A 15,877-nucleotide genomic window follows, 5' to 3' on the forward strand; every position below is an offset into this window, starting at 1 on the left:
GATCTATTATGCAAAATACAATGGTTAGCTACCGCAGAGTGAGTATAGTGACTGGATGCTTCCATATCTTCAAACGTTTTAATTCGCTACTTATTTTGAGTTTGCTGGCTCTGTTAACTTGCTGGAGCATCACCTCTTATGCTTCATTCAAATTAGAGAGCACGACGGTTATTTTGAAAGAAGGTGAGGGGCGCACCAGTTTTACCATCGATAATACCTCCGCTAACCCGATATTATTGGTCACTAAATTGGTTGATTTAGATGGCAAAAATCTTAGCAAGCAGATTTTGATTTCGCCGCCAGTGGCACGCATTGATGCCGGGCAAAGCCAGCAGGTTAACTTTGTGCTGAAAAAAGGTACGGCTCTTAATACTGAAGTGCTGTTAAAAGCCTCATTTGAGGGTGTTGAACAGGTTCCGGGCAATGCGACCGTGATGCCAATCCGCCAGGAGATTGGTTTTCTGATCCAGCCGAATGCGGTGCCACAGATTAAAACACCATGGCAGGAGCTACTCCTCTCAACCTCAGGCAACAATTTAATCATTAAGAACCCAAGCAAACATGTGGTTCGCCTTGGGCCACAGGTGATTTTAGTGCCGGGTAATGAAGTTGTTGCGTTGGGAAACCCCTATATTATGCCTGGAGCCACTAAGCAGTTTGCGATTAAATCAGCGCCAACATCCGTTAAAGTCACACCACTGAGCCGATATGGATTTGTGCAAGCTGAAGTAACAGTTCCTATTACACGCTAGTAGCCTATTACGGCAGAGAATAAATATTAAAGGCGGCTGGCAATGGCCGCTTGTTTATTTTGAGAAGAGAGCTAAATAGGCTAGCTCTCTTTTTTCTTACCAAAAATCTTCAGTAGTGCGCCAACGGCACAACCAATAACCACACCTAAAATTACCCACTCAGTAAATGACATAATCAGACCTTTTCATTTGTTTGGCCTGATTATATAAATTATTCTCCGTTTGTCCATGCCAGACCCAATTAGCTGTTTTGCTGTTTATTGCTTTCACACATGGTGAGGTTCGCTATCGTCGACCATACTCGTTGTGGAAAAATATTCGTAGTTTTAATAAGGATATAAAATTATGACAATAGCAATAAATCGTATGCGGTTATCCACCATGGCCTTAATGCTCGCTAGCTTCGCGATCAATGCTGCACCTATTGCTGCACCCGTGACCGGTTACACTTTGGAGCGAGTGGTTATCTTGAGTCGCCATGGTGTTCGTTCGCCGACTAAACAAACACAGTTAATGAATGATGTGACACCCGATAAGTGGCCACAATGGCCAGTTCAAGCTGGCTATCTAACCCCCAGAGGCGCGCAATTAGTGACACTGATGGGGGGCTTTTATGGTGATTATTTCCGCAGTCAAGGGTTACTCCCAGCAGGGTGCCCGGCAGATGGAGCCATTTATGCGCAAGCCGATGTTGATCAGCGAACTCGCTTAACGGGGCAAGCATTCCTTGATGGTATAGCGCCGGGTTGTGGCCTAAAGGTGCATTATCAGGCTGATTTGAAAAAGGTCGATCCGCTGTTTCATCCTGTAGAAGCAGGTGTGTGTAAGTTAGATTCGGCACAAAGCCAACAGGCAATTGAGGCGCGACTGGGGGGGCCATTAAGTGAACTTAGCCAGCGCTATGCTAAGCCATTTGCCCAGATGGGCGAGATCCTAAACTTCGCCGCTTCACCCTACTGCAACTCACTACAGCAGCAAGGAAAAACTTGCGATTTTGCCACCTTTGCTGCCAATGAAGTTAAGGTGAATAAGCAGGGGACAAAGGTCTCGCTCAGTGGGCCGCTGGCATTATCATCCACGTTGGGTGAAATCTTCTTGCTGCAAAATTCGCAAGGGATGCCGGATGTTGCCTGGAATCGGTTAAGTGGAGCAGAGAATTGGGTTTCATTATTATCGCTACATAATGCGCAATTTGATTTGATGGCCAAAACACCTTATATCGCCCGTCATAAGGGAACACCGTTGTTGCAACAGATCGACACGGCGCTAGTACTTCAGCGGGATGGTCAAGGGCAAACACTGCCATTATCCGCGCAAACCAAACTCCTTTTCCTTGGTGGTCATGATACCAATATTGCTAATGTTGCGGGTATGCTGGGAGCTAACTGGCAACTACCGCAACAGCCTGATAATACCCCGCCGGGCGGAGGGTTGGTGTTTGAGCTATGGCAGAATCCAGATAACCATCAGCAATATGTTGCGGTTAAGATGTTCTACCAAACGATGGATCAATTACGGAATAGCGAAAAATTAGATCTGAAAATTCATCCAGCCGGTATTGTTGCCATTGAGATAGCTGGTTGTGAGAACAATGGGGCAGATAAACTTTGCCAGCTTGATACCTTCCAAAAGAGAGTGGCTCAGATTATTGAACCTGCATGTCATATTTAAAATAGTGCTATCCGGCTGGTATTACTGCTAGCCGGATATATAACGATTGAGTTAAAAACTTTGTGGCTATTAATCATGAAGCTGATTAGCGTTATATAAAGTAGCGCCGGAGTGACCCATTGATACAGATTCACTCCGGCATATAAGAATTGATATTAATACGGTGAGACATTAGCCTGCAAAACAGTGTAGCTCAACAAAGGATTAACCCAGTCTGACTAAATCAAAAGGCACGTAACGTGCGCCGGTATGTTGTAACTCTACAACTGGCTCGCGCTCTGCTTGTACTGGGGCCAAACCATCCGCATGGATAGCTTTTGCTACATCTATTTCCCCTGTTTGCGCGACCATAACACGTTTGCCTGGGATAATTTGGTTTCTATTTCTATCATAGACTTTAACCATATTAACCTCCAATGCACTAGCTATTATAACCCTTGTTTACTTGACGCGAAAAATGATATTTATTTTTTTAGTGGGGATCAAGTGGAATAGCGAATTTTTTTCAGAAGATTAGCAGGGAATACTATTTAGCGAGGCGATTATAACCTTATTGAGGAGCCGGCCTGGTTGCAGACTCCTGGTCGTATATACTCAGTAACAAGCTATCAGCTATATCAGCGCTTTTTTCGTTAATGATTCCAGTATTTTTAGCGGAGATTGCTGAGGGTTTTTCATTCCAGTAACTGGCAGTAGGAAAGTTTGTTCCAGCATATATTGCCCACCCATCGCCGCATGAGGGGTTTGATCTGAAAAACAGATCCAACTGCTGCCGGGTGGGAAATCAATCGCTTGTTGCAGCCCATTTTTTTGATAGTCCAAATCTGACTTCATTTTATCATGTAACTGAAGCATCAGATGGTCGTAATGGCTACGGCGGCACTTAGTGATACCCACTTTATGTTGGAGCCAACTACTGATAGGTGAATAGCGTTCAAGTTGGGGTAAATAGCGGCTGGCAAGCTGTGTGAACTCTTCGCCCACCCGCCACGCACGAGGCTCACCATGAGGATTGATATTGGAGAAAATACGAATGATGCGCTCACCATAATTAGGGCGAGAAGGGAAAGCATCAACATGTAGGCGGCTATCATCTTTACGCCAAGATGTCTTATCGCGCCAGGCGGTCACTGGGTGCAAACGTAGACTATTGGTCGGGCTATGTAGGGCGGAGGTATACTCCGGCAGTAATTGATTCACCAGACTGAGGCAACTTTGGTAATAGCGCTCAAGCAACTGGCGAATTAATGCCACCTTGGTTTCATCAGTGACACCAGTGAGCACGCCTTCCTGTGGTTTGAAGCTGATATTCTTACGTTTTACATCAACCAATGCAGGATCAAGCAGCTGTTTTTCCTGTTCACTCAGTTCAAAAGTAAGATGGGGTAAAAATAGAACTTTGCCTTGCTCCAGAGCCTCAACAGCACTGTTGCCATCCCCCTGGTCCCAACGGCTGTGGGGTAGCGTAAGAATCAATGAATCTGACGCCTGATTTAGATTATCACTACTCATCGATTATCCGCTGTTAGATATTCATCCAATGATTAGAATCATAACGCTTTATTATAGATAAAGTGAGGTTTGTAACACAATTTTCAGAATTTACAGCCCCTAACTAACTGAGCTAATGGCGGTAACCGCCGCATAATGGGTGATGATTTTACAATCGAGGTCTGGATTTCGGCGTGTTCTGACCATCGATCAGTGATGATATCCAGTTGCTCCATAGATTGAATGTGTAAACGGCTAATAAAACAGTCATCACCGGTCACTTTGTCACATTCAACACACTCTGGTGTTTCTTGGATCATTTGTTGGACTATATGCAACATCCCTACCAAAGGCTTAACGCGCACAATAGCTTGCAAGTTATAACCAAATGCCCGTTGGTCTAGGTCTAATGTATAGCTACGGATGATATTTCGTTCTTCAAAGCGCCGCAGGCGTTCAGATGTGCTGGGAGAGGAGAGGTTCACTTGTTGGGACAAGTCTTTCAGCGAAATACGGGCGTTTTCTGCTAAAATAGCAATCAATTGTTCGTCAATCTTATCCATACCGGTATTGGCCTCTTATTATTAGGTGTATTGGCACTATTATAGGCGGTTTTTTAATGGACTACCGACTTTTGCCTAATAAATTTAATCTATCTGATAGATAAAGAGGCCAAGCTACGGCTACCACTTTGCCCCTGTGGTAGGGAAAAAGTGTTTTTTAATCTTACTGCTTTCAAGCTGATGTACTGGTTAATGAGGTGATGGCACTTGGCTCATTGGATTGAGTCGACTTTTTTTGCAAATAGGCCAAATCATAGACATCGTAAAAATCTATCTCACCTTTGTTGCTAATAATATGTTTAAAGCGAATCTTAAATTGATCACTGATATTTTTATTATTCAATATCTCATCAATAGCTTGTGTTGATAACGCACGACTAAAGAACCACTCACCGTTGTAACAGACACGTAAATCAAGAACACCTATATCCTCAAACCTAAAGACTGGCTTGATTTCCATCATCAGAATTGCTGACATCAGGCCAAAGAAAACGGTAAAAGCAATCATATACCCGGTGCCAAAATAGGGCGTTAAGTACATTAAAACTAAAACAAAAAAGTATGATACTAGCATCGCCAGACAGAGATATGGGTGCTTGTAGACAAAATCGCTGTTAAATTTTAACCGACCATCTCTTTTTTCTTTTTGATTTATTCTTGCGATGTCGTCGATTAATATCTTTTTAATTATGTCCATAATTATGACCTTGTAATTAATAACTCATAAAATTAACCATACCGCTTGTTATAGAATAGCATGGAAGGTTAAATCTAAAGTATAGCAGTTCAATAAATTCGCTAGCTAAACTGTTATAGGTGAGTAGGTGGTTAATAGAGATGTATATTATTTATTCATCAGGCGAAAGCAACGACTTAATGCTCACTTTCGTCTGATGGTTTATCACCATGTGGCTAATAATGGTCTCAAAACAGCGCTAAACTGTCAGGACAATTTTGCCGATATGCGTACTGCCTTCCATTAATTCATGCGCTTTTGATGCTTCTTCCAGTGGGAACGTGCGGAAGATCTGTGGCTTGATTTTGCTCTCACTCAGCAGCGGCCAAACTTGTTGTTCTAACTCTTTGGCGATCAGGGCTTTCTCCGCTACGCTGCGTGAACGCAATGTAGAACCGGTGTGTGTTAAGCGCTTTAGCAACATTAACATTAGGTTAAGATCTTTGACGTTACCATTCTGCGTGCCAATCTGAACAATACGACCATTCATGGCAGCAGCTTCATAATTGCGAGCGACATAGTCTCCGGCAATTAAATCAACGATAACATCGACGCCTTTACCGGATGTTGCTCGCTTGGTTTCAGCAACAAAGTCCTGAGTGTGGTAATTAATTGCGATATCTGCCCCCAATGTTAGGCACGCCTGCTGTTTTTCTTCAGAACCTACAGTGACTATCACGGTTTTTGCACCAAATGCTTTGCTTAGTAATATTGCAGTCGTTCCTATGCCGGAAGATCCTCCATGAATTAAAACAGTTTCACCCGCGGTAAAATGTCCACGTTGGAAGAGATTGGTCCATACAGTGAAGAATGTTTCTGGTAGAGCCGCCGCTTCGATATCAGTCAGGCTATCGGGGATCTGCAAGGCATTGGTTTCGTGTATGACACAGTACTGGGCATAACCCCCACCCGCTATCAAGCCACACACTCTGTCTCCAATCTTAAAGCGGCTGATATCGGCAGCGGTAGCAACCACTTCGCCAGCAACTTCTAATCCGGGAATATCGGAGGCTCCGGGCGGTGGTGCATATTGACCACGACGTTGCATCACATCTGGGCGGTTTACCCCAGCGGCGGAAACTTTAACCAGTATTTCACCAGAAACAGGCATAGGGATCGGCCGTGTTACCGACACTAACACTTCCGGCCCACCAGACTGTGCGATTTCAATCGCGACCATGTTCGCCGGAAGATGAGCTAATAATTTCATAAAATTCCTTTGTCGCATGAAGGTGACAGGTTAAAAGTTATACCAGTGGCTGGCTGAGTAAGTATCTTAGCGCTGTAATAGAAATAATTCATAGCGAGAATGTGCTTAAGTGATGGCTAGATTCAGGTGGGGTGAGGTATCTCAGAGGGGTTAAAAAATCAAAAAAAGCGCCCAATAGTGTGGGCGCATAAATTTACAAAGGAGTCATACATGTATGGACAGACTTGCATGGCGACAAACAAGGCATGGCTAAAATCAAGACTAAGAGATGTTTGAACGCTTTGATTGTATGGGTGTTACGCCAGTGCTGATATAGGTATAAATCTGAAATTGCACGTTAATAGCGTTACAGATTCAACGGCTTTTCCCCCACAAGTCTGAGCTGCCCACTAATCTAAGTGTTGTATTGCCAGCAAACTTGGTACTGATAAATTTTGTCTGTCAATAAATCATCTGCATGGACGCTAGGACTCCATGAGTCGTCACCACCCACCCCCATATGGAAACCGTCAATATTCAGCCAAGTCCCTTGCTCTGGTTTGAGTAGATGCTGGTGGCTGGTGGTCATGAGTTGCTCTGTACTGTAACGGCTGATACCAAAATGGAAGTGACCGGTCATTTGCCAAGGACCGTAATTCAAGGTGCTGGTATTACAGCGCAACCCATTCTCGCTTGGGAATATGTAGGGTGTGTGCATCTGCTCAAGGGGTTGCGACCAATGGCTATATTGTGCCGATAGTTGTCTATCAGGATAGTTTTCATGAGGCCCTAGCCCCATCCACTCCACGTGTTCTGCAATAGCTGATAACTGACAGCACATACCGACTCTTGCCGGAGGGGGGAGTGCTGTCGCCACTTGCGTGCGGACATCAATGGTCATGCGGCCTTGCTGATCAAAATGGTATAGCCAATGTGTATGCAATAACTGTTGACCCGCAAACCCGTAGCTGTGCTCGGCACTGACTTGTATTGAGCTAGATAAACTATCAGCCTGTAGTGATAAGCAACGCGATTCCAACTGATACATCCCCGCCTTCTTCCAGCGCTCAACCCAGGCGTTGGGATCGATACGAGTGGCTTCACTGATACCAATATCATTATCAAGCGGGGCACGGACAAACTGATCACGCAGCGGGCTGAGTAACATAGGATTTTCACCCAGCCACCACTGCTCTAGCAACCCAGATTGACGATTGAACTGCCAGCGCTGCTGCTGGTGTGCCACGATAATGTAGTGCGTGTCTTGGTGCAGTTGAAGGGTGCCTGGTTCGCTCTCTTCAGGGAAATGGCTAGGTTGCGCAAAAAGGGCCTGTGGTAAATGCCACTGATGCCATGCGCTGCGATGATCACTTGGCGACCAAGGTGTCTCATTTATCTGCCTGACCTCAACATTCAACCATAAACTACCGGGGTTATTGATGATGGGTAGTTGCTCGGCTAGTGTGTAATTACGTGTACTTTCGGGGAGCAAATCCAGCGATAGGTAACCTTCTAGCGCGGTTTCACCTTCGCATTCAATGCGCCAATAGAGGCGTTCGTTGTCGCTGCTTCTGAATAGATATTCGCTGGTGACACTGATCACCAATGGCGCGGTACTCAATAATGAGAATTGGAAGAATTGTTGCGCGCATTGCGCTTCGTACAAGCTTGGGTGTGGGCTGCGATCAGGGAAGAGTAACCCATTCATACAGAATTGGCGATCATTGGGTTTATCGCCAAAATCACCACCGTATGCCCAATAAGGCTGACCATGCTCATCATAGCGGGTGAGGCTTTGATCTACCCAATCCCAAACAAATCCCCCTTGTAGCCGAGGATACTGGCGAAATGCTTGCCAATAGCGGGCAAAACCGCCAAAGCTATTACCCATTGCATGGGCATATTCACACAAAATCAATGGGCGAGACTCATCCGGTAAGCCCACCCATTTTTTAATTGACCATTTGGGCACCGCAGGAAAGGGCTGGTCCTCATCTACACGGGCATACATTGGGCATACAATGTCAGTAGCGGCAGTGTTTGCACCACCCCCCTCATATTGTATCGGGCGAGTCGGGTCATTACTTTTTACCCAACGGTAGAGAGCATCATGGGTTGCACCATGGCCCGATTCGTTGCCCAATGACCAGATAATGATACAAGGGTGGTTGCGGTCACGCTGGACCATCCGCGTCACTCGCTCGCTAAAAGCAGAGAACCACTGCGGGTCGTCAGCTAAACGGCCCATAGGCTGCATACCATGTGTTTCGATATTGGCTTCGTCAACCACATATAGCCCGTAGCGATCACACAGCCGATACCATAATGGGTGATTTGGATAGTGGGAGCAGCGCACGGCATTAAAGTTATGCTGCTTCATCAAAGTGATGTCCTGCCGCATGCTCTCTTCATCTACGGCTTGGCCGGTTTGCGGATGATGTTCGTGGCGATTGACCCCACGAACGAGTATCGCTTTGCCATTAACCTTAAGCTGGCCCTGATGAATGGCAACCTGCCGGAAACCAACATCATAGGCTTCCGCCTCGATCAGTTCATGCCGATTATTTAGCAGAGAAATAACTGCGCGATACAATGTAGGCTGTTCTGCGCTCCATAATAAGGGGCGATCGACTCGCAAGCACACACGAGTGCGGTCAGAATAAGGGCCTCGTTCGTCAATCGCCGAGGTGCCCAGAGGTTGTTGCGAGCTTGCAATCAGCTGATCTGCTAACCAAAGTTGTACGCGGACTTGATAGGCTCCGGTGACCTGCGGGTCATTGATAGCAAGTTGTGGGATGTTAACCGCAGCCATCACCTCTAAATTGGCAGAGCTGAACTCCGGAGAGAGGTGAGTCGCGATATGAATATCACGCAAGTGAATCTCTGGCTTATGCAGTAAACTGACATCACGAAAAATACCGCTCATGCGCCACATATCCTGATCTTCAAGATAGGAGCCATCGCTCCAGCGCAGCACTAAAACGGCGATACGGTTATTTCCCGCCTGTAAATAAGGTGTGAGATCGAACTCGGCGGGCAGGCGGCTGTCTTGGGAGTAACCGACCCACTCCCCATTACACCACAGGTAAAATGCTGAATTAACGCCATCAAAAATAATGCGTGTCTGACCTGACGCGAGCCAATCTGGTGCTAATGTAAAATCACGCGAATAGCAGCCGGTTGGGTTCTCATTTGGCACGTAGGGGGGATCAACTGGAATAGGGTATTGCACGTTAGTATAAATGGGCGTGTCATAGCCATGGAGCTGCCAATTGGCGGGAACCGGCAGCGTCTTTACCCCCGCTAAATCTTGATCAACCCAATTATCGGGGACGTACTCTGGTTGGGTGAAATAGCTAAACGACCACGATCCATTAAGCAACTGCCGCTGTGCAGAAGCTGAGTCGCTTTGCGCGGCGTTAACGTCACGCCAACTCTGAAAGGGGGGATGAGCCTCAAGGCGGTGATACTGCGTCACTTGTGGGTTCTCCCAGTCCCTACGAGACAAAATCTGCGATAGGGTTGGCTTAGCCTGATGTTGAGCTATCTGCTGTGACGTCATGATATCAACCTCATTTTTTGCGAAAATCATCTTGTTTTAGTCAGCGATAAAAATAAATGTTATGCGCTCACAATCACGATGCATTCAAGATGAATTCAGTGGCAGATAAAGTAAATAGCTGTTGGTTAAATAGTCGAGAGTGATCGCATTTATTCGTTTTTAGGCGCAAATGGGGCCGTTGTCTGACGTATTGTTAGTTGGGTGGCTAATAGCAACGTTTCAGAAGGGGGCTCAATGGTATGGTGCAACCTGACTATCAGGCGGGAGACGCTCTCTTCCCCCAACAGTTTGAAATTTTGCCTGACAGTGGTCAGTGGTGGTTGGAAATAGGCACTGTCTGCGGTGTCATCGTAACCAATGACAGAGACTTGCCCCGGCACATCGATATTATGCTCATGCAGTGCACGTAACACGCCAAGCGCCATTTGGTCGTTAGCTACTAAAATGGCACTAAAGGGGGTGTGGCTGGTAATGAGTTTCTGCGTTGCCTGATAACCACTTTGGGCGTCCCACTCCCCGTGATAGACCGCCTGTGGCATTAATGAGGCACGGCTCAAAGCCTGTAGCCAGCCCTGATAGCGCAATTGGGCTGAAATAGCCTCTTTCGGCCCGCAAATTAGCGCTATTTGCTGGTGGCCTAATGCAATCAGGTGGTTTGCCCCCTGAATAGCCCCGACCTTGGGGTCAAACAAGACACTGAAAGCGGCAGATTGCGGGTCAACATCCAGAAACAACACCGGAGTCCCTGCACACTGCTGGACAACTTTCTGGCTGCGGGTTGGTTTCAGAGGAACATTCACTAAAATTCCATCAACCCGCTGAGCTAATAGCTCATTTATGGCCTGCTGACAGGCATGGTCACTGTGATCATCTACCATCGCAATGACAATTGAGTATCCCAATTCACGGGCTCTGCTTTTTATTGCCGCTGCGATTTGCGAGGGGGCATGTAAAGAGAGGTCCGTGGTTGCCAGCCCTAGAGTAAGGCTATGTTTGCCCGCTAATTGCTGCGCTACCCGGTTAGGAACATAATTTAGGTCAGTCATGGCCTGTTCCACCTTGCAGCGGGTTTTGGGCGAAACATGGGCTGCCTGATTTAAAACGCGGGATACGGTTTGATACGAAACACCGGCTTGGCGTGCGACATCATCTAAAGTGACAGATTTCGGCCTCATGTCTCTCTCTCGGGGTAGGTGGCTGCTTATTTTAGCAAAATTTTAAGATAAACTTTTAGTGCTGGCCGATAAACGTGATGAAAAGCAGGCCATTTAGCGTATTTTGATATTTTTTCCTGAATGCGGCAGTGTGCCTTGATTCGGAGGATCATTAATTTGGTGATTATTCCGTGTAAAAATGAGTATCAAGAGTATAATAAGTGGCTTTTTTGGCTTTATTTTAGGCGGCTGATCAAGAATCTTCTGTTTGCCTGCTAAAAAGAGTTGCTATTAAAAGCCGGTCATGAGTTAATGCGTCTCGGCCTGTGGTACAGACCTATTTATGCACGACATCTTGAGTAAAGTGGTTCATATTTAAAGCGTTATCGTTGATAGCTCTTCACTGACGAATTTCCTTCATAGTGCCTCCATAAGTAACGACTGATAACCGGCTATAACACGCCCATGGTGGCAAAATTTTTTAATAAAGGAAATAAACATGTCTAACATGATGAAAGGTCAAGTAAAGTGGTTCAACGAGTCTAAAGGCTTCGGTTTCATCACTCCAGCTGATGGCAGCAAAGACGTGTTCGTTCACTTCTCTGCAATCCAAGATCAAGGCTTCAAGACCCTGGCTGAAGGCCAGAATGTACAGTTCTCTATCGAGAACGGTGCTAAAGGTCCGTCTGCAGCAAACGTAACTGCAATCTAATTGGCCCTTGGCTGATTATCAAAAAACCCGCTAAGGCGGGTTTTTTATTGCCTAGCGTAAAGCAACATCGGCTGTACAGCGTAACTCTTTGATGTCAGACACCTCCTGTCTGGTTAGCCGCTATTTTGGCTCCACTGACTGACTCAAACCCACCCGTTATACGCACAATTGCCTCTCTTCTCTCAAATAAAATCACCAAAAGCATACCGTTACCTATACGTAAGCCTTATCATTCTCATCTGATTCTGTACTATACCCTTATACTTGAAGCTGCAGGGGAGTCGCTGCAACTCCAATGAATTTGGGTATACACTAGTGGCATTGATTTAATCGAAGGTAATATCATGAAAGTGAATGATCGGGTGACAGTAAAAACCGATGGCGGCCCACGACGTGAAGGGGTTGTTTTAGAGGTAGAGCAGTTTAGTGAGGGCGTCATGTACCTGGTAGCACTGGAAGATTATCCAGCTGGTGTCTGGTTCTTTAATGAAATTGATAGCCATGATGGCACTTTTGTTGAGCCGCTGCACAAGTAGTACGAGTACCACAACGGGTGCTTCCAATAACCGGAGGAAGGTGTCTGCCTTGCCTCCGGTTTTGCTAGTTAATGTTATCACTCTTAGCGTGGCTGAGTTTTAGGCTCCAATAAATCAGAAAGTTTCCCAATTCAGCGAGTCATCACCTGACTTTTTATTTGCACCTTTACTGTTTTGACCTGTTGGCGCGAGTACTGATCTCTTCACCTTAGCTGCAGGGTTATGGCCGTTTAGATGGAACACTGCAACAGCCTGCGTCAATACTTCAGCTTGTTGTTCGAGAGATGCCGCCGCAGCTGAGGCTTCCTGCACTAAAGAGGCGTTCTGTTGCGTCACGTTATCCATTTCTGAAACCGCTTGCGCGACCTGGCTGATACCTCGGCTTTGCTCATCAGAAGCTGAGGCTATTTCACCCATAATATCAGTGACATGAGTAACAGCCGTCACGATTTCGCTCATTGTTTTCCCTGCGTCGGACACTAAAATTGAGCCATCACCAATCAAGTCAACAGATGCCTCAATCAATAACTCTATCTCTTTAGCGGCATCGGCACTGCGCTGTGCCAGATTGCGAACCTCACTGGCGACCACGGCGAAACCACGGCCCTGTTCACCTGCGCGAGCAGCTTCAACCGCAGCATTCAGTGCCAGGATGTTGGTTTGGAAAGCAATGCTATTTATTACATTGGTAATTTCAGCAATTTTCATTGAGCTGAGGGATATTTTATCCATCGTGTTGACGACATCATCAACAATATCACCACCTTGAGCCGCTTTAGCCGAGGCATTAGCCGCCAGTTGGCTGGCATGATGGGCATTCTCTGCATTTTGTTTCACTGTCGCGGTGAGCTGCTCCATGCTGGCGGCAGTCTGTTCGAGTGAAGCGGCTTGCTGCTCAGTGCGTGCCGAAAGATCGGTATTGCCCAGTGCAATTTCGCTGGAGCCTTGGTAAATAGATTCAGCACTGCTGCGGACAGCTTCGACTGTAGTGGATAATGAATCTTGCATCTGCTGTATATTGTTACCCAATACACCAATCTCATTGCGGCCGAAGGCTACGGGTGTTTGGGTCAAATCACCTTGAGCAATGCGCTGAATGCGTTCTACCAGCCAGTTAATCGGCTTGATGATGACCCTGCTGATCACTAAAAAAGCGATCAACGTTAATAGAATAGCCAGAATAAAGGCTCCCCCCATCAATATGTAACCGAGGCGGGCTTCTTGCTGAGCTGTCTGGTTGATTTGGGTGGCGCGTTCTGTGCGATATTTAACCGCTTTTAGCAGTGGCTCATTGTAAGCGCTGTCCAACTGATTAAGTTTTTCTGCCTCAAGAGAGATAACCTCTTCAAAATGCCCCTCTTTGGTCGCGTCGAGCATGAGTTTCATCCCGTCGTCGCGATACTGTTCATAGGCTTTTTTCAGCGGTCCATCCAGAGCGGTGTCAGTTTCAGACTTAACCGGGCGGTTATAGTAGAGGTTAAACATTTGTTGTGACTGAGCAATCCAGCCTTCAGCACTTTTCAGGCCCTGCTGGTAACCCTCGGTATCACCGATACGTGCCGATGATGCTGCTTGAATAAGAATAAGGCGTGCAGTGCGCAGGTAATTCGAACTATTAGATAGACCCAGTCGGATATCCAGCTCTTGGGTCGCTTCTTCAAGTGATTGGTTACTTTGTTTTAGAAAGTAGCCTGACGTACCAATTGCCGCTGCAAATAAGAGTAGTATCCCCGCCAAGATGGCGATAAACAAAGTGACCAGACGCATGTTATTAACAAACAGTACTTTCGTATTTGTACTCTGCTCTGGCATTATTTTTCGATCCAATGGCTGATGCGTACTTCCACGTTTCATTGTCAGTTCCGTTTCTATAGTCGCTCGAGGAAAGGTCCTTGCCTGCTATACCCTGCTTACTTGAAGCTGTAGCCTTGTTCGCTTGTCACTGCGATCACGTGGGGTGCAGGCATCGCTACTTAAAATTAATTCACCCCTATATTGAAAATAATCCCAACAATCCTTTAAAGATTTATCGGCAACGGGGCTAAAATAGTTAGGGTTATAAATGAGATCACGGTCGCAGTTTAGATTAAAGATTCCTCATATTTCTGTAATTGAGTCAATGACTTGATAGTGGATTTTTATGAGCAACCATGTAACGAGGGGAGGGTGAGTGATTGAGGTTACTCTATAGTGCTCTTTTCACGTGGTGAGATTCGCGAAGATAATATCTAATAAATCAAAGCAATTAATTAGTTGCCAATATTATAAATATTAGTTTTATTATTTAATTCTCCTGGGTTGGTTTAGGTTCTGTTTAGGAATATAAGCTTTACATAGTTATCACTCGCAACTATACTTTTGGAAAAATCAGATGGAGAAGCTAATGGATACGCAAAGTAGTAGTCAAATAAGCAAGGCAAGCTAACTCATCTCCCTATTGATTTGTTGCTTGCCGAAAAATGGCGGGCAGCACCCTCTCTCTATTTTCTGAGCTGTGCAATCCCAATAATGTTTTAACTCGATGAGAAACCATCGAGGGTATTAATTTGGGTTTTTATTATGGTATTTAACAACCACGCACTATTCCCTCCCGGCCTAAACATAGGTTTTTGCTGAGTAATACCTTAGGTATATCTCTCAGCACAATTACCTGTGTGCTAAATAGCACATGATTATTCTACCAATGATTAAATCATGGAGAGAATCATGGCAGTAACTCCTTTTGTCATAAATTTATTATTGGCGATGTGTCTCGGCGCGTTAATTGGTGCTGAAAGGCAATGGCGTCAACGGATGGCGGGTTTACGGACTAATGCATTGGTTGCCACCGGTGCTGCGGTATTTATTCTTAGCTCTTATGCCACCTCACCGGACAGTCCTGGGCGTATTGCTGCTCAAGTTGTTTCAGGAATTGGTTTCCTCGGCGCGGGCGTTATTATGCGAGAAGGCATGAATATCCGAGGATTGAATACAGCGGCGACGCTTTGGTGTTCAGCGGGTATTGGTGTGCTTTGTGGCCTAGGATTATATTGGAATGCCGTGGCGGCAACAGCGGTTATCCTGTGCGCCAATATATTGTTACGTGAAGCTGCACAACGTATTAACTTACAACCCCAGCAACAAGCGGTCGATTTAGAAGTTCGCTACCGGATTCAGGTTACCTGTGGTACAGAGGATGAAATATTAGTCCGCACGCTTATTTTGCAGGCATTAAATGGTGTGGCATTACGGTTGCAATCACTTTGCAGTGCCGATATTGCTAAGCCCGGTCAGTTGGAAGTCTGTGCTGAAATAGTGGCAACACCTGCAGCACAGAAAGAAATTGAAGGTATTGTTTGTCGCGTAAGCTTGGAGCGCAGTGTTAGCTCTATTCATTGGCGTATTGCATCTGAATTACCGGCATAATTAATAAAAGAGACAGATCTTTTTTAATCAATAATAAATAGCGCTGACCCATGTGGTAGTAAGGAGTTGTTATGGACGATCACCCCGGAGTTAACTTAATTAGCTG

At 45.8% G+C, this 15,877-nt stretch carries 13 protein-coding genes; 5 read left to right on the top strand and 8 right to left on the bottom strand.

Features of this window, described 5'->3' with window-relative positions:
* Positions 1-8: 8 nt before the first annotated feature.
* Together HRK25_RS13920 and HRK25_RS13925 are read left to right on the top strand one after the other, a co-directional pair.
* Entirely contained in the window at positions 9-752 is a 744-nt protein-coding gene (locus HRK25_RS13920; RefSeq protein ID WP_032898533.1) for a fimbria/pilus chaperone family protein, read from the top strand.
* Between the two features lie 366 nt (positions 753-1,118).
* On the top strand, positions 1,119-2,423 hold the full coding sequence (locus tag HRK25_RS13925) for an AppA family phytase/histidine-type acid phosphatase (protein WP_409994338.1): 1,305 nt from the start codon (positions 1,119-1,121) through the stop codon (positions 2,421-2,423).
* A gap of 204 nt (positions 2,424-2,627) precedes the next feature.
* Here the strand turns inward: HRK25_RS13925 and ydfZ are convergent, their stop codons facing one another.
* From ydfZ to HRK25_RS13960, 7 genes are all read right to left on the bottom strand, one after another.
* The gene (ydfZ, locus tag HRK25_RS13930; RefSeq protein ID WP_005277404.1) at positions 2,628-2,828 is read right to left on the bottom strand and encodes a putative selenium delivery protein YdfZ; all 201 of its coding nucleotides are present in this window, start codon (positions 2,826-2,828) and stop codon (positions 2,628-2,630) included.
* A gap of 207 nt (positions 2,829-3,035) precedes the next feature.
* Positions 3,036-3,935 (bottom strand): Kdo hydroxylase KdoO, encoded by a 900-nt coding sequence (locus HRK25_RS13935; protein ID WP_005277402.1) that lies wholly within the window; start codon positions 3,933-3,935, stop codon positions 3,036-3,038.
* Positions 3,936-4,018: 83 nt separating this feature from the next.
* The gene (locus HRK25_RS13940) at positions 4,019-4,477 is read right to left on the bottom strand and encodes an Lrp/AsnC family transcriptional regulator (RefSeq protein WP_005277400.1); all 459 of its coding nucleotides are present in this window, start codon (positions 4,475-4,477) and stop codon (positions 4,019-4,021) included.
* Positions 4,478-4,649: 172 nt separating this feature from the next.
* Entirely contained in the window at positions 4,650-5,174 is a 525-nt protein-coding gene (locus HRK25_RS13945) for a YlaC family protein (RefSeq protein ID WP_005277399.1), read from the bottom strand.
* Between the two features lie 238 nt (positions 5,175-5,412).
* Positions 5,413-6,423, bottom strand: a complete 1,011-nt coding sequence (locus tag HRK25_RS13950; protein WP_005277396.1) for an NAD(P)H-quinone oxidoreductase — start codon at positions 6,421-6,423, stop codon at positions 5,413-5,415.
* 394 nt (positions 6,424-6,817) lie between these two features.
* Positions 6,818-9,964 carry a beta-galactosidase gene (locus HRK25_RS13955; RefSeq protein ID WP_032898535.1) on the bottom strand — a complete coding sequence of 1,049 codons (3,147 nt, stop codon included), beginning with the start codon at positions 9,962-9,964 and terminating at the stop codon, positions 6,818-6,820.
* A gap of 149 nt (positions 9,965-10,113) precedes the next feature.
* Positions 10,114-11,139: a LacI family DNA-binding transcriptional regulator gene (locus HRK25_RS13960; RefSeq protein WP_005277393.1), complete on the bottom strand. Its 1,026-nt coding sequence runs from the start codon at positions 11,137-11,139 to the stop codon at positions 10,114-10,116.
* A 478-nt stretch (positions 11,140-11,617) separates the two neighbouring features.
* Between HRK25_RS13960 and cspE the strand changes: the two genes are divergently transcribed.
* Together cspE and dsrB are read left to right on the top strand one after the other, a co-directional pair.
* Positions 11,618-11,830 (top strand): transcription antiterminator/RNA stability regulator CspE, encoded by a 213-nt coding sequence (gene cspE / locus HRK25_RS13965; RefSeq protein ID WP_002210893.1) that lies wholly within the window; start codon positions 11,618-11,620, stop codon positions 11,828-11,830.
* Positions 11,831-12,174: 344 nt separating this feature from the next.
* Positions 12,175-12,366: a protein DsrB gene (gene dsrB, locus HRK25_RS13970; protein WP_005277391.1), complete on the top strand. Its 192-nt coding sequence runs from the start codon at positions 12,175-12,177 to the stop codon at positions 12,364-12,366.
* 114 nt (positions 12,367-12,480) lie between these two features.
* Here dsrB and HRK25_RS13975 read toward each other — a convergent pair whose 3' ends face one another.
* Positions 12,481-14,220, bottom strand: a complete 1,740-nt coding sequence (locus tag HRK25_RS13975) for a methyl-accepting chemotaxis protein (RefSeq protein WP_032898532.1) — start codon at positions 14,218-14,220, stop codon at positions 12,481-12,483.
* 852 nt (positions 14,221-15,072) lie between these two features.
* On the opposite strand from HRK25_RS13975, the gene HRK25_RS13980 reads away from it, so the two are divergent.
* On the top strand, positions 15,073-15,771 hold the full coding sequence (locus HRK25_RS13980) for an MgtC family protein (protein ID WP_005277388.1): 699 nt from the start codon (positions 15,073-15,075) through the stop codon (positions 15,769-15,771).
* Positions 15,772-15,877: the final 106 nt, after the last annotated feature.

Origin of the sequence: Yersinia bercovieri ATCC 43970 (genome assembly GCF_013282745.1) — a bacterium.
In the GTDB taxonomy this organism is placed as follows: Bacteria; Pseudomonadota; Gammaproteobacteria; order Enterobacterales; family Enterobacteriaceae; genus Yersinia; species Yersinia bercovieri.

Bases quoted from the DNA above. Each gene is read 5' to 3' on its own strand.
- dsrB (WP_005277391.1), top strand. From the start codon at position 12,175: ATGAAAGTGAATGATCGGGTGACAGTAAAAACCGATGGCGGCCCACGA.
- ydfZ (WP_005277404.1), bottom strand. From the start codon at position 2,828: ATGGTTAAAGTCTATGATAGAAATAGAAACCAAATTATCCCAGGCAAA.
- HRK25_RS13945 (WP_005277399.1), bottom strand. From the start codon at position 5,174: ATGGACATAATTAAAAAGATATTAATCGACGACATCGCAAGAATAAAT.
- HRK25_RS13935 (WP_005277402.1), bottom strand. From the start codon at position 3,935: ATGAGTAGTGATAATCTAAATCAGGCGTCAGATTCATTGATTCTTACG.
- HRK25_RS13925 (WP_409994338.1), top strand. From the start codon at position 1,119: ATGCGGTTATCCACCATGGCCTTAATGCTCGCTAGCTTCGCGATCAAT.
- cspE (WP_002210893.1), top strand. From the start codon at position 11,618: ATGTCTAACATGATGAAAGGTCAAGTAAAGTGGTTCAACGAGTCTAAA.
- HRK25_RS13980 (WP_005277388.1), top strand. From the start codon at position 15,073: ATGGCAGTAACTCCTTTTGTCATAAATTTATTATTGGCGATGTGTCTC.
- HRK25_RS13940 (WP_005277400.1), bottom strand. From the start codon at position 4,477: ATGGATAAGATTGACGAACAATTGATTGCTATTTTAGCAGAAAACGCC.
- HRK25_RS13920 (WP_032898533.1), top strand. From the start codon at position 9: ATGCAAAATACAATGGTTAGCTACCGCAGAGTGAGTATAGTGACTGGA.
- HRK25_RS13975 (WP_032898532.1), bottom strand. From the start codon at position 14,220: ATGAAACGTGGAAGTACGCATCAGCCATTGGATCGAAAAATAATGCCA.
- HRK25_RS13955 (WP_032898535.1), bottom strand. From the start codon at position 9,964: ATGACGTCACAGCAGATAGCTCAACATCAGGCTAAGCCAACCCTATCG.
- HRK25_RS13950 (WP_005277396.1), bottom strand. From the start codon at position 6,423: ATGAAATTATTAGCTCATCTTCCGGCGAACATGGTCGCGATTGAAATC.
- HRK25_RS13960 (WP_005277393.1), bottom strand. From the start codon at position 11,139: ATGAGGCCGAAATCTGTCACTTTAGATGATGTCGCACGCCAAGCCGGT.